We start from the raw sequence: 13,698 nt of genomic DNA on the forward strand, positions 1-13,698 counted from the left end.
GGTGAGACTCGCGCGTAGCCGGTGCGTTCAGATTCGAACGAAGAGATTGGACGCGCCCCGAAAACGACTCAGGGCAACTGCCGCCGATCAGTAATCCGCCCGCTCGCGGTCGATCCGCATCCCGCCGTCGTGACGGTGATGCCCTTCTTCGCTCGGTCGCTCCCGTGCAATGCGCATGACGTCCGGGTTTGTCCGCACCCGTCGCATGACATTGGCCAGGTGCACGCGATCGCTGACCTGGATCACGAAGCGCAACACGGTGGATTCCTGCGACAGATCCTCGTCCATTGCAATGTGGACGATGTTGGCGTCCGCCGACGTGATATCCGCCGCCACGCGGGCAAATACACCCTTAGTGTTCTTGACCAGCACTTTCACCGCGACGTCGAACAGACGGCCCGGTTGCGGCGCCCATGCAACGTCGATCCAGCGGCCCGGATCGCGCCGGTGGATACGCTGCGCAACACGGCAATCCGTAGTGTGGATCGCCATGCCGAGGCCAATGCCGATATAGCCCATGATGTCGTCGCCCGGAATCGGACGGCAGCACGCGGACAGCTGCACCGACATCCCCTCGGTCCCGGTGATGACGACCGGCGGCGCATGCGGCGCGTTGCTGTCGGAGCGCGAGCCGTCGTCGTCGGCGTCGCGGCCGCTCATCAGCACTTCGATGCGCTTGGCCATGACCGCCGCGACGCGCCGGCCGAGACCGATGTCCGCGAAAATTTCCTGACGGTTCTTGTTGCCGGTCCACTGCACGAGCTTTTCCCACGCTTCCGGCGTCACATCCGAGAGCGCCAACCCATAGCCCTTCAGCGACTGATCGACCAGACGCTCGCCGAGCTGAACGGATTCGTTCAGCCGCATGGTCTTCAGGTAATGGCGGATCGCCGAGCGAGCCTTGCCGGTGCGCACAAAACCGAGCCATGCCGGATTCGGCTTCGAATAAGGGGCGGTGATAACTTCGACGATATCGCCGCTCTTCAACTCAGTGCGCAGCGGCAGCAGTTCATTGTTGATCTTCACGGCGACGCATTGGTTGCCCAGGTCGCTGTGGATCGAGTACGCAAAGTCGAGCGCCGTGGCGCCGCGCGGCAGCGCCATGATCTTCGACTTCGGCGTGAACACGTAGACCGCGTCCGGGAACAGATCGATCTTGACGTGCTCGAGAAATTCGCTCGAATCGCCCGCTTCGCTTTGAATGTCGAGCAGCGACTTGAGCCATTGATGCGCGCGCTTCTGCACATCGTTCAGATCCGCGCCGCCGTTCTTGTACAGCCAGTGCGCGGCCACGCCCGCTTCGGCGATTTCGTGCATCTTGCGCGTGCGCACCTGAAACTCGATCGGCGCACCGAACGGGCCGACCAGCGTGGTGTGCAGCGACTGATAGCCGTTCACCTTCGGGATCGCGATGTAATCCTTGAACTTGCCCGGCACGGGCTTGTACAGCGCATGCAACGCGCCGATGCAGGTGTAGCACTCCAGCGCGCTATCCACGACCACACGGAAGCCGTACACGTCGAGCACCTGCGAGAACGACAACTGCTTGTCGCGCATCTTCTTGTAGATACTGAAGATGGTTTTCTCGCGACCAGTGACTTCGGCGTCGAGCTTCGCATCGGCAATGGCGCGCTGCACCGACTCGAGAATCTTGCCGACCACTTCACGCCGGTTGCCGCGCGCCGCCTTGACGGCTTTTTCGAGCGTGGCGTACCGATGCGGATTGAAGTTCGCGAAGCTCAGGTCCTGCAGCTCGCGATAGGTATTGTTCAGGCCGAGCCGGTGAGCGATCGGCGCGTAGATATCCAGCGTTTCGCGCGCCACGCGCCGGCGCTTCTCCGGCGGCACCGCGCCCAGCGTGCGCATGTTGTGCAGCCGGTCGGCGAGCTTCACCAGGATCACGCGGACGTCGCGCGCCATGGCGAGCAGCATCTTGCGGAAGTTTTCCGCCTGCGCCTCTTCGCGATTGCGAAACTCCATCTTGTCCAGCTTGGACAACCCATCGACCAGTTCCGCGACCTTCGCGCCGAAACGCTCGGCGAGTTCGGCCTTGGTCACGCCCTGGTCTTCCATCACGTCATGCAACAGCGCCGCCATGATCGACTGCGCGTCGAGATTCCAACCGGCGCAGATTTCCGCGACGGCGACCGGATGCGTGATGTACGGCTCGCCACTCTGGCGGTACTGGCCGAGGTGGGCTTCGTCGCTGAAATGGAAGGCCGCCTTGACGTCCTTGATCTCTTCCGGCTGCAGATAGCCGGACAAGGCGGAGGTCAGCTTGGCAATGGAGACGACGTCATGCCGGCGCGGTTGCTCCGGCGTGGCGGTCGGGCCGAACAGATGGCGAAACGACTGTTCGAGGACCGCGTCGATGTACTTGCGTGCAGACGAGGGTGAGTCGACGTCGTGTTCCACTTCCGTGGCGGTGGGCGGGGTAGCACTCATGTTCGCCTCCGTAGCGGTTAGGGTTGGACGCCGGTCTGCACGTGGATCAATTACAGGTGTGGCAATGCGCAATCGAAAACGGAACAGTGCGCCTTAAACAGGCACCTTCTTCAGCATTTCGACGCCGACCTGACCCGCCGCGATTTCGCGCAGCGCGACGACCGTGGGCTTGTCGCGGCTTTCGATCTTCGGCGTGTGGCCTTGCGCGAGCTGACGCGCGCGATAGGTTGCGGCAAGCGCGAGTTCGAAACGGTTCGGGATCTGTTTGAGGCAGTCTTCGACGGTAATGCGGGCCATGTTGGGTTCCTTCTCAGTATGTTGCTTATTCTACCTTATGTGCTGGCGTCACCGCCGCGCTCACGCGTGTGGCAGGTGAATGCCGAGCTGCACGAAAAGCTGCGTGTGGCGCGCGTATTGCGAGGCGAAGCGCGAACGCGTCGCCGCCACGAGACATTGCAGTTCGCTGAGCGCGCGATCGAACTTCTCGTTGATCACCACGTACTCCGCTTCCGCCGCGTGCGCCATCTCACTGCCGGCCGCGAGCAGCCGCCGCGTGATCACGTTCGGCTCGTCCTGGCCGCGCTTCTTCAGACGCTCTTCGAGCGCTTCGAGCGAGGGCGGCAAGATGAAGATTTCGACCGCGTTGTGAAACTGCTTTTTCACCTGCTGCGCGCCTTGCCAATCGATTTCGAGCAGCACGTCATGGCCGCTTTTCATCTGGTCTTCGATCCACACGCGCGAGGTGCCGTAGTAATTGCCATGCACTTCCGCGCTTTCCAGAAACTCACCGGCGTCGTGCCGCCTCATGAAATCGTCGACGGTCGTGAAGTGGTAGTGCTCGCCGTCCTGCTCTTTCGGACGCGGCGGGCGCGTGGTGTACGAAATCGACAGACGGATCGCGTCGTCGCCGGCGAGCAGCGCGTTCACGAGCGTCGACTTGCCGGCGCCCGAGGGCGCGACGACCATGAACAGGTTGCCGGGGTAAGCACCGGCGTACGGATTGCGCGGCGTTTCGCGGGTGTGGTGGTCGGTCATTTGTGTGGTGCTCCAGCCTTATTCCAGATTCTGTACTTGCTCGCGCATCTGCTCGATGAGCAGCTTCAGGGTCATCGACGAATCCGCCAGTTCCTTCGCGGCCGCCTTCGAACCGAGCGTGTTCGCTTCGCGGTTGAGTTCCTGCATCATGAAGTCGAGGCGCTTGCCGACCTTGCCGCCCTTCTGGATCACGTGACGCGTTTCGTTCAGGTGAGCCGTGAGGCGCGACAGTTCTTCCGCGATGTCGATACGGATGCCGTACATCGTCACTTCCTGGCGAATCCGTTCGTTGATTTCTTCGCGCGAGACGCTCGTCGCCGCCGTATCCGGCGCGGCGATGCCCAGCGCTTCCTGCAAGCGTTCGACAATCTTCTGCTGATGCTTGGCGATCAGTTCCGGCACGAGCGGCGTGATCTTCGTGACGATCGCTTCCATTTCGGTGACGTTGGCGAGCAGCATGGTCGCCAGTTGCGCGCCTTCGCGGGCGCGCACGTCGATCAGGTCGGTGATGGCCTGCTTGCCGCAGGCGAGCACGGCGTCGCGCAGCACTTCGGGCGCCACGCCGGTTTCGGCCAGAATGCCAGGCCAGCGCAAAATTTCGCCGGTGCGCAGGCGCCCTGCTTCCGGAAAAGTGGAGAGCACCGTGCGTTCGAGCAGCGCGAGTTGCGCAAGCGCGTCGCGATTGATCGATCCCGCGTTGGCGGACTGTTCGCTGCGTTGCAGATTGATACGGATATCGACCTTGCCGCGCGACAGCTTGTTCATCAACATTTCGCGCAGCGTGGGTTCGCACACGCGCACGTCTTCCGGCATACGGAAGTTCAGGTCGAGAAAGCGTGAGTTCACGGTGCGCAGTTCGACCGATACGCTCACGCCGCCTGTGCCCGAGGCCGGGACGAGTTCGCGCGTGGCGCTCGCATAGCCAGTCATGCTGTAGATCATCGTATTTCTCGCGATTGTGGCCATGCGTTCGACGATGGCCGGAGACTCGAATCGCCCGGCGTGTACGAGACGCGGGGCGGGGAAACGCCATTATCCCATTTTTGGCGATGAGCCCCTTGGAGAGCCAAGGCACATGCGGGCAGCCGCCTCGCCCGATCGGCTGTAAAATCGCGCTTTCCCTCCTGCTTTTCTTCCTGACCGATTCCAACATGACCAACGACACCCAACGCCCCAGCGGCCGCCAGGCCAATCAGCTGCGCGACGTGCGCATTACGCGCCACTATACGAAGCACGCGGAGGGTTCCGTGCTGGTCGAATTCGGCGATACGAAAGTGATCTGCACGGCGAGCATCGCCGAGAGCGTGCCGTCGTTTCTGCGCGACCGCGGCCAGGGCTGGCTCACTGCCGAATACGGCATGCTGCCGCGCGCCACGCACACCCGCAGCGACCGCGAAGCCGCCCGCGGCAAGCAGACTGGCCGCACCCAGGAAATCCAGCGCCTGATCGGCCGCGCGCTGCGCTCGGTGTTCGATCTGGAAAAGCTCGGCGCGCGCACGCTGCATATCGATTGCGACGTGATCCAGGCCGACGGCGGGACGCGCACGGCCAGCATCACCGGCGCGTTCGTAGCGGCGCATGACGCGGTGGCCAAACTGCTGGCCACGGGCCGCATCGAAAGCTCGCCGATCACCGACTTCGTCGCGGCGATTTCGGTAGGCGTGTACGACGGACTGCCGATGCTCGACCTCGACTACGACGAAGACTCGCAGTGCGACACCGACATGAACGTGGTGATGACGGGCGCGGGTGGCTTCGTCGAAATTCAGGGCACCGCCGAAGGCGTGCCCTTCTCGCGCGACGAAATGAACGCGCTGCTGGATCTGGCAAGCGACGGCATCAATACGCTGATCGCGAAGCAAAAAGCGGCGCTGGAGCAAAAGGGTGAATGAGGTGAGTCAAAACAATGGCGCAGCCGCATCCGCTTCGCCGTTGAAGAAAGTCGTGCTGGCGTCGAACAACGCGGGCAAGCTGCGCGAGTTTGCGGCGTTGCTCGGCGCGGCCGGCATCGACCTGATTCCGCAAGGCGAGCTGAACGTGCCGGAGGCTGAGGAGCCGCACCCCACGTTCGTTGAAAACGCGCTGGCCAAGGCGCGCCACGCTGCGAAGCTGACCGGCCTGCCCGCGCTCGCCGACGACTCGGGCCTCTGCGTGCGCGCGCTGCGTGGCGCGCCGGGCGTCTATTCGGCGCGCTACGCACAACTCGCCGGCGGCGAAAAGAGCGACGCGGCGAATAATGCCCATCTCATGTCGGCGTTGCGAGGCGAAACCGACCGGCGCGCGTATTACTTCTGTGTGCTGGCTTTGGTGCGTCACGCGGACGATCCCGAGCCGCTGATCGCCGAAGGCCGCTGGCATGGCGAAATGCTGGACGCGCCGCGCGGCGCACATGGTTTCGGCTACGACCCGTACTTCTTTCTGCCCGCGCTGAATGCGAGCGCCGCCGAACTCGAACCGGCGGTGAAGAACGCCAGCAGCCATCGGGCGATTGCGTTGCGGCAACTGCTCGAGCGCCTGACGGAGGAAGCGTGATTCCGATCAAACCCGTGCCTGCCGATATCGGCAACGGCGTCATCAAGGCCTTCACGTCGCCGGGCAGCATCCGGTTGACGTCGCTGCCGCCGCTGGCGCTGTATGTGCATTTTCCGTGGTGCGTGCGCAAGTGTCCGTATTGCGATTTCAATTCGCATGAATGGAAAGGCGACACGTTCCCTGAAAACGAGTATCTCGACGCCTTGCGCGCCGATCTCGAGATGGCGTTGCCGCTCGTCTGGGGACGGCAGGTGCATACGGTGTTCATCGGCGGAGGCACGCCCAGTCTGCTTTCGGCGGCCGGGCTCGATCGGCTGCTATCGGACGTGCGCGCGCTGCTGCCGCTCGACGCCGACGCGGAAATCACGCTCGAAGCCAACCCCGGCACGTTCGAAGCCGACAAATTCGCGCAGTTTCGCGCGAGCGGCGTGAACCGGCTCTCGGTGGGCATTCAGAGTTTCAACGAAGCGCATCTGAAGGCGCTCGGCCGCATTCACGATTCAGCGCAGGCGCGCCATGCCGTTGAAGTGGCCTCGACCACCTTCGACAACTTCAATCTCGACCTGATGTTCGCGCTGCCGGGGCAGACGCTCGCCGAATGCCAGGCGGATGTCGAGACGGCGCTGTCGTTCGCGCCGCCGCATTTGTCGCTCTATCACCTGACGCTCGAACCGAACACGCTGTTTGCAAAGTTCCCACCCGCGCTGCCCGACGACGATGCATCCGCCGACATGCAGGACTGGATTCATGAGCGCACAACGGCCGCGGGTTACGCGCGTTATGAGGTGTCGGCGTATGCGCAGCCGCACAGGCAGAGCAAGCACAATCTGAACTACTGGCGTTTCGGCGATTATCTCGGCATCGGTGCGGGCGCGCATACCAAGCTGTCGTTTCCGAATCGCGTGCTGCGCCAGGCGCGCTACAAGCATCCCACCACGTTCATCGAGCAGGCGAAGGCCGGCACGGCAGTGCAGGAAGAGCATGAAGTCGGCACGCGCGACCTGCCGTTCGAGTTCATGCTGAACGCGCTGCGACTGGTGGAAGGGTTTCCGGTGCATCGGTTCATCGAGCGCACGGGCATGTCGATGACGTCGATCGAACCGGCTTTGCAGGAAGCCGAACGGCGCAAGCTGATCACGCGCGACCACGAAAAAATTGCGCCGACGCCGCTCGGCCAGGCTTTCCTGAACGATTTGCAGGAGCTGTTTCTGAAAGATCCGCAGTGATTGCGGATCGACAGCATGCCGCAGCGAGGTTTTTTCAGGTTACAATTTAGGGCTTGGAGGTGTGGCCGAGTGGTTTAAGGCACCGGTCTTGAAAACCGGCGAAGGAGCAATCTTTCCGTGAGTTCGAATCTCACCGCCTCCGCCAGAACATCAATGAAACGGGCCTTTGGGCCCGTTTTCATTTGTACCGCATCTGCGCGGTCCTGGCTGATCAGCCTTCGTTGCACGAGCGCTGCATGCGCGACAAGCGCCGCCAGAAGGTCTAGACTTCACAAAATCCGATTTGCCATCCAGCCCGCCTTGAGCGGGCTTTCGCACATTCAGCTATCGAAATTGAGGTGCGAAATGGCAGGTACAGCGCGGCGCCGGGCAGACCGGGCGCGAATTATGAAAAATCGGCGCTTCTATTGGTGGGGGCGTCGCCTGACTTCCGAGGAACTCGGTAAGGTCGTCGATACACCTACCCCATGCAGTTGCTGGATGTGCGGCAATCCGCGGCGGCATCTGAAAAAAGACAAGCTCTCCGTATGGGAGAAACGGTGGTTTCAGGAGGTTGAGGACGTGTCTTAGCAAACAGAAAATCCGATCCTTGGGATAACCACTGCGAACACGGAAGCCGCAGGGAAAGCCAGTTAGCGGACCGATGGCGGTTTGAACCGGGCCTTTCCTATAACGCCACAACGACGCCACAACGCAACTGAAGTTGAACAGTGATGTGACGTGAACTAGCCTTAACGTCTACCCGGAAGCAAGACTGCCGCGTCGAACCTGCGCAAGAGGTCCGAGCCCTCGCAGCGAACGTTCGACCCACGTGGTCCCAGCCCGCGCTCCGGGACGCTAACAAAGGAAATCCATTCGAGTCAGGATGTCCGGAGTGCCGCGCTCCCCTGGATTCCTTCGCGCCGGCACTTCAGCAGGCGAGGTCGTCGCCTTGATGGCGAGATAACGGAGGCAACATGTCACTGGACAACATCAAGACCATCATCGTCGTAATGATGGAGAATAGGTCGTTCGACCATGTGCTTGGCTACCTGAGCCTCAAGGGAAAGGATGTCAACGGACTCTCGGCCGATCCCGCCTGGCAGCAGAATTTCACGAACCTCTACGACGGCAAGACCTACCCCATCCATGCTCTTTCACCGTCGACCCAACTCATCCCCGACCCTCCGCATGACCGCACGCCGATTTCGACACAAATAAACACCCCCTGCGCGAACGGAGGCTGCCCGGAACTGGGCGGATTCGTCGCGAGCTACGCGACACAAAATCCTCCGCCAGCCGACCTTTCGATGGTAATGGGCTACTACTCCGCCGACGCACTGCCTGTTTTCGATTTCTTCGCCAGGAATTTCATGGTGTGCGATAGCTGGTTTGCGCCGCTTCCCACGGGAACTCAGGCAAATCGCCTGATGGCAATGTCGGGAGAGAGCGCGATTAGCGACAACGTTTCGGGTTTTCTTCCTGAGCAGTCCCTGGTTTATGACTGGCTGACCGCACACGCTGCGAGTTGGTGCGTCTACCAGTCGGGAGGATTTTTCCCGTTCTTCAGCCTGATGCCCAAGTGGCTACCTGAAATCGTGACTTCTCTCGCCTTGCCGCTAAACGGCAACGGAGGCAGGTTCAGGCGATACTCGCGCTTCAAGGCAGACTGGACGAACGGTGCGAACATGCCTCAGGTCATTTTCATCGAGCCGGAATACACCGACGGCCCGCATCTCGCACCGAATGACGATCACTCACCTACCGGCGTCGCTCCGGGGCAAGCGTTCCTTGCCGGCATTTATCAAACCATCTCCGCGTCCAAACGCTGGGATGAGACGCTGATGATTGTCACGTATGACGAGCATGGGGGATTTTTCGATCACGTCAGTCCCCTTGCGATTCCCACCGACGTCGCCGGCTATCAGTTCCAAACCACCGGGCTGCGGGTACCGGCGTTCCTGATCTCGCCCTACGTGACACCGGGCGGCGTCCATTCCGGCAACCTGGACCACACGTCGATACTTCAGCTTCTCGCGGACAAGTTCAATGCGGGTGGCACGTACTCCGCTCCAGTCAGCGCGCGCACACAGCTTTCGAAACTCAGCTCCGCGCTTTCTGAAGTGAAAACGCCGGGCCCTGCTCCCAAACTGAATCTGCCGACACCAAAGAGCTCGCCTGTCGCGCCGCCCGTCACGCCGCCAGCCGACCTCTCCGCATGTGCGCAAGCCTTTCGCAGCGTCGCGCTGAAGGTTCAACAGGACCATCCGGAGCTGCTGTCTTCGCCGAACTGGGGAGACCTTGCGGGCGTTGTTGCAACCTATAAAGGCGGGTCGTGAAAGAAGCTGGCGCCGTCTATTGCTTGACCACACGGAGAAACCTAGTCCCGTGGATGGCGATGACAGTTTGCCGCAATGCGCGCAACCAATGGCGCCACGCGAGGATTGAATACCGGGATTGAACTGCCACGACATTCAGCGCGTGCAACGATGGCATCGATCGTGACTCGTGCGACCGCGCGTTGCGCCCGTCTCGCGAAGTGCTTCAAGCGACGGTCGCTGACTGGATACCGCGCCCACACCAGCGCAGCGAACCAACCGATCACCGTCCACCCGAGCAGGATGTTCACCATGGTCACCGCGAAGGCATATTCCCGATCTCTGGCGTCCGCAATCATGGATGGAACCAGATAAAGCATCAGCGCACCCAACAGAGCCGCACCTTCAATAAACTTCAGCATTTCGACACCTCGCTACAGCCTTGGCCAGCAAACCACGCTCAAGTTAGTGACGTGAGTACACGCTACCAACCGCCACGTCAGGTTGACGACTGCCCGACGCGAATGTTTGCGCCACCACACCACCATACGAATCACTGACAGAACCAGCCGCATCGTTGCGTTCCACTGCAATGGTTTGCGCGCTCTGGCCTCGTTGTGAAGCAGGAGCCCCGACTGAAGGACGATAGGAAGGTGCCGGCCCGTAGCCGCTGGCGAACGCGGGCGCAGCGATCGCGCTGGTAACTGCGATGAGCAACGCCGCAAGAAGTTTGCTTTTCATGGTGAATCCCCAATCCGGTTTCAAGAGCGCCGCACGCCGGTTAAGACGCGCGCCGCTGACAAGATTGAGTTTAGTTGGGACCTATCTTTTTTCTATGCCGATAGCGTGAAATCACAATTGCTACCAGCCGAACAATGTGGCGCTGGCCCTGGCATGTGGAGCGTGCGGGTATGACCAGGCGGTTAGCCGATTTGCGCAAGCGTTTTGTCGATTTCGTCTGCTTGCGGGACCCGTTGCAGGTCCCGCTTTCACGCGCACGGTCGAAAGATTCAGCGACCACGCGGCTTGATATCGCTCATTGCCGATGTTTTGCCGTCACCTAAACCAGCGCGGTCGCCTCGACCTCGATCTTGAAACCGTAATGCAGTTGAGGAACCGGCACGACGGCACGTGCGGGTCGAGCCTCGCCCGCCCACCGCGCGTAGATCTGATTGAAGCTCATCCAGTGCTCGACATCGACGATGTAGACGCGCACCTGCACCAGTTGCGCGATGCTACTGCCCGCGCTTTCGAGCGCAGCTCGCACATTGGCCAACACCTGTTCGGCCTGAACCTCGAACGAAGCCTCGGAGAGCTTGTCGCCTTGCGCGGTGATCGGCAGTTGTCCCGAGACGAACACGAAACCATTCGCGATTGCGACGTGGCTGTAATGACCGCCCGGCTTGGAGAGCGTAGCGGGATTTTCTGTATGTGGAAGATGCGAGTCGTGTTGACTACCAGACATGAAGACCACTCCAGATGTGACGGCGCATGACGCTGCACGCGGCACATTCGCGCGAGAGCATGCCATTACGCCGAAGCGATGAAGCGACGACGCGAGAATCATGCGACGTGGAAGCGCTGGCCGTTTCCGGCACAACACCTCACACGATTGGCACACCTCGATGCGAGAGCCGCTCGACCGCGCACGTCTCGCGTTGGACGTCACACGCCAAGCATCTCGAGTTTCTCGCGCGCATCCGCGCAACGGCGATTCAGGTCGCGATGCATCAGTTGGCTGTCGAGCAGCGCCGATACATCAGACAAGCCGTAATCAAAGCGCAAGACGTATTCGATGTCCGTGTAATCGTGATAGGCGCCGCTGTCCGCCAGCTTCTGCGCTTCAGCGAAAGCAGCGTGTTGCCGTTCGCCGTTCATCAAATCTCTGATCGCCATGATTGCCGCTCCGAGGAACAGTGGCTCCATCATAGCAATGCAAATTGAAACGCACGGTCGCGCGCGCGCAACACCTGGTGTTTTCCGTAGACGCCGCGCGGTTCGCGCCTCATTGCCCTTTAAACGGCCGCGACAGGCGCCTTGGTTCCATGCCACCTGACAACCAGGATCCGGCCGAGATAACAGAGCAAGCCTGCCACTCCCACCGTGACGCCCATGCCTTTGGGCGAGCCGTCCTGCCAGAGTCCAACCGCGAGACTCGACAAGGCGCCGAGGGCCAACTGGACGGCGCCGAACACGGCGGCCGCGGCGCCGGCATTCACCGGATAGCGATGCATCAGATCGGTCGTGCAGTTGGCGGACAGAATACCAACCACGCCGACCACGAAGAACAGGCCGAACACGATCGACCACAGACCGCCCCATCCGGTCAGCGATACCAGACAGACAAACAGCGAGGCAATGCAGCTCACGGTTGCGGCGAACGATATGATCGGCAGCGAACCGAGCCGGCCGACGAGTCGCGTATTCATGAAGTTGCCGAACATGATGCCGACGATATTCAGCGCGAACAAAAACCCGTAGTGCTGCGCGGACACATGGAAATACTCGATGTAGACGAACGGCGTCGCCGTGATATACGCAAACATCGACGCGAACGCCATGCCGCCGCACAGCATGAGCCCCCACGCAACCGGATCGCGCAACAACTTGCCATACGCGCCGAACGATTTCAGCAGCGCCGACTGGGCGCGCTTCTCGCGCGGCCACGTTTCCGGCACCTTGAGAAACGCGGTGACCGCACACACCGTGCCGAACAGCGTGAGCACGACGAAGACGACACGCCAGCCGCCGAGCAGCAACAACTGCCCGCCGATCAACGGCGCAAGCAACGGCCCGATCGACGTGACGATGGCGAGCATCGAGAGTACGCGGGCGGCATCGGTCGGACCGTGGGCGTCGCGTGCAATGGCTCGGGCCAGCACCGAAGCCGCGCCCGCGCCCAGCGCCTGCACGAAACGGAACGTGACCAGGGAACCGATCGAGAACGACAGCGCACAGGCCACGCTGGCCAGCGCATACATGACGATGCCGCCGAGCAGCACCGGCCGGCGGCCATACGTATCCGACAACGGACCGTAGAGCAGCATGCCGATCGAAAAGCCGAACATGAAGCTGGTGAGCGTGGTCTGCGCGGCGCCGGTGCTGATAGCGAATGCCTGCGCGATAGTAGGCAGGCTCGGCAAATACATATCGATCGAAATCGGCCCGCACGCGGCGAGCGCGCCGAGCAACAGAATCAGCCGGCCATCGGGCCGGCTTCTGGTGACGTGAGACATGGGATTCCAGATGAAGCGCCGCGCCGCCATCGGCAGCGCAACAGGTGAAACGGGGACAGCAGCAGCGTGATAGATTCAATTGTACTCGACGGTTAACCGCCTGCGGCTTCGGGGACGATGGCGACGGTGGGCGCGGGTCGGGTACGGCCGCGTCGAGGAAGCCGGTCGGTTACTTCGTTAGGCGGCCCCGGGGACTTCTCACGGCGCAGCCCGCCGCACATCGGCCACGCACGGCAGGCGCACCGCCGATCGGCTATGCTGCCGCCTGAACGGCTGCGGCCACATTCCAAGTGTTCGCGGCGCTCTTCCCCACTATTCCGCTCATTCCGCGATGACCGCATTCCTGCTGATCTGGAGCCCCAAAAAATGGCCCTGGCCCGAGTTGCCCGACGTGGCCAAACGCGTCTCTACCGGCGTCGCGGTGGCTGACGTGTGGGGCTGCGGATTTGCGCGCAGCATCCTGCCAGGCGACCGAGTCTTCCTGCATCGGGTCGCGCAGGAACCAAAGGGCATTTTCGGCTCCGGTTATGTGACGCGTGCACCGTACGAGGTTCCGGATGCGGCGACGAAACGGGGCTACCGTTTATGCATCGACTTCGTATACGACTGGCTGGTCGATGCACACGAAGGCGTGGTGATCTCACGCGAGACGTTGCGCACGCATCCTTTCTCGGTACAGACATGGGACGCACAGAGTTCGGGCACCGTGATCAAGCCGATCGCCGAAGGCGCATTGGAAAAGCGCTGGGCGGAGCTGACCGGCAAACGCAAACCGCCGAAGTTCGATACGCCGGCGGGCCCAACCCATTCGAGTAAGGTCACGGCTCACGCGGCAGCGAAAAAGCGCGCAGCCACCAAAGGCCCGCGTAAAAGCTGAGAGAGCCGCACGCGCCACGAGCGCGTGCGGGAAACCTGTTCACGCTGACT

The 13,698-nt window shown here is 61.7% G+C and carries 14 protein-coding genes and 1 tRNA gene; 6 read left to right on the forward strand and 9 right to left on the reverse strand.

The genetic code is table 11. The features are described from left to right. Positions 1-87 precede the first annotated feature (87 nt). The 4 genes from P0D68_RS09635 to P0D68_RS09650 form a co-directional block, all read right to left on the reverse strand. Positions 88-2,445, reverse strand: a complete 2,358-nt coding sequence (locus P0D68_RS09635) for a RelA/SpoT family protein (protein ID WP_408296311.1) — start codon at positions 2,443-2,445, stop codon at positions 88-90. A 93-nt stretch (positions 2,446-2,538) separates the two neighbouring features. Then, the gene (rpoZ, locus tag P0D68_RS09640; RefSeq protein WP_006025620.1) at positions 2,539-2,742 is read right to left on the reverse strand and encodes a DNA-directed RNA polymerase subunit omega; all 204 of its coding nucleotides are present in this window, start codon (positions 2,740-2,742) and stop codon (positions 2,539-2,541) included. Positions 2,743-2,802: 60 nt separating this feature from the next. Beyond that, the gene (gene gmk, locus P0D68_RS09645; protein WP_091799852.1) at positions 2,803-3,480 is read right to left on the reverse strand and encodes a guanylate kinase; all 678 of its coding nucleotides are present in this window, start codon (positions 3,478-3,480) and stop codon (positions 2,803-2,805) included. Positions 3,481-3,498: 18 nt separating this feature from the next. After that, positions 3,499-4,422, reverse strand: a complete 924-nt coding sequence (locus P0D68_RS09650; protein ID WP_091799848.1) for a YicC/YloC family endoribonuclease — start codon at positions 4,420-4,422, stop codon at positions 3,499-3,501. 209 nt (positions 4,423-4,631) lie between these two features. Between P0D68_RS09650 and rph the strand changes: the two genes are divergently transcribed. From rph to P0D68_RS09675, 5 genes are all read left to right on the forward strand, one after another. After that, positions 4,632-5,372: a ribonuclease PH gene (rph, locus tag P0D68_RS09655; protein ID WP_408296307.1), complete on the forward strand. Its 741-nt coding sequence runs from the start codon at positions 4,632-4,634 to the stop codon at positions 5,370-5,372. Continuing rightward, the gene (gene rdgB, locus P0D68_RS09660; protein WP_408296304.1) at positions 5,365-6,012 is read left to right on the forward strand and encodes an RdgB/HAM1 family non-canonical purine NTP pyrophosphatase; all 648 of its coding nucleotides are present in this window, start codon (positions 5,365-5,367) and stop codon (positions 6,010-6,012) included. Before rph ends, rdgB begins: the two co-directional genes overlap by 8 nt. Further along, positions 6,009-7,238 carry a radical SAM family heme chaperone HemW gene (hemW, locus tag P0D68_RS09665; RefSeq protein WP_091799839.1) on the forward strand — a complete coding sequence of 410 codons (1,230 nt, stop codon included), beginning with the start codon at positions 6,009-6,011 and terminating at the stop codon, positions 7,236-7,238. The genes rdgB and hemW overlap by 4 nt, the downstream gene beginning before the upstream one ends. Positions 7,239-7,293: 55 nt before the next feature. After that, positions 7,294-7,383, forward strand: a tRNA-Ser gene (locus tag P0D68_RS09670). An 811-nt stretch (positions 7,384-8,194) separates the two neighbouring features. Continuing rightward, positions 8,195-9,556 carry an alkaline phosphatase family protein gene (locus P0D68_RS09675; protein WP_408296300.1) on the forward strand — a complete coding sequence of 454 codons (1,362 nt, stop codon included), beginning with the start codon at positions 8,195-8,197 and terminating at the stop codon, positions 9,554-9,556. A gap of 41 nt (positions 9,557-9,597) precedes the next feature. On the opposite strand, the gene P0D68_RS09680 is transcribed toward P0D68_RS09675, so the two are convergent. The 5 genes from P0D68_RS09680 to P0D68_RS09700 all read right to left on the reverse strand — a co-directional run bounded on the left by P0D68_RS09680 (position 9,598) and on the right by P0D68_RS09700 (position 12,771). Beyond that, on the reverse strand, positions 9,598-9,957 hold the full coding sequence (locus P0D68_RS09680; RefSeq protein WP_091799836.1) for a superinfection immunity protein: 360 nt from the start codon (positions 9,955-9,957) through the stop codon (positions 9,598-9,600). A gap of 43 nt (positions 9,958-10,000) precedes the next feature. Beyond that, positions 10,001-10,276, reverse strand: coding sequence for a hypothetical protein (locus P0D68_RS09685; protein WP_408296297.1), 276 nt, complete (start codon positions 10,274-10,276; stop codon positions 10,001-10,003). A gap of 319 nt (positions 10,277-10,595) precedes the next feature. Beyond that, positions 10,596-11,000 (reverse strand): RidA family protein, encoded by a 405-nt coding sequence (locus P0D68_RS09690; protein ID WP_408296294.1) that lies wholly within the window; start codon positions 10,998-11,000, stop codon positions 10,596-10,598. 200 nt (positions 11,001-11,200) lie between these two features. Continuing rightward, positions 11,201-11,431 carry a hypothetical protein gene (locus P0D68_RS09695; RefSeq protein ID WP_038457419.1) on the reverse strand — a complete coding sequence of 77 codons (231 nt, stop codon included), beginning with the start codon at positions 11,429-11,431 and terminating at the stop codon, positions 11,201-11,203. Positions 11,432-11,550: 119 nt separating this feature from the next. Beyond that, a complete protein-coding gene (locus tag P0D68_RS09700) occupies positions 11,551-12,771 on the reverse strand; it encodes a Bcr/CflA family multidrug efflux MFS transporter (protein WP_408296291.1) in 1,221 nt (406 codons plus the stop codon). A gap of 331 nt (positions 12,772-13,102) precedes the next feature. Between P0D68_RS09700 and P0D68_RS09705 the strand changes: the two genes are divergently transcribed. After that, positions 13,103-13,648 (forward strand): hypothetical protein, encoded by a 546-nt coding sequence (locus P0D68_RS09705; protein ID WP_091799827.1) that lies wholly within the window; start codon positions 13,103-13,105, stop codon positions 13,646-13,648. The last annotated feature ends 50 nt before the right edge of the window (positions 13,649-13,698 follow it).

The sequence above is a fragment of the Paraburkholderia sp. RL17-380-BIE-A genome, from assembly GCF_046028085.1.
Taxonomy (GTDB): Bacteria; Pseudomonadota; Gammaproteobacteria; order Burkholderiales; family Burkholderiaceae; genus Paraburkholderia.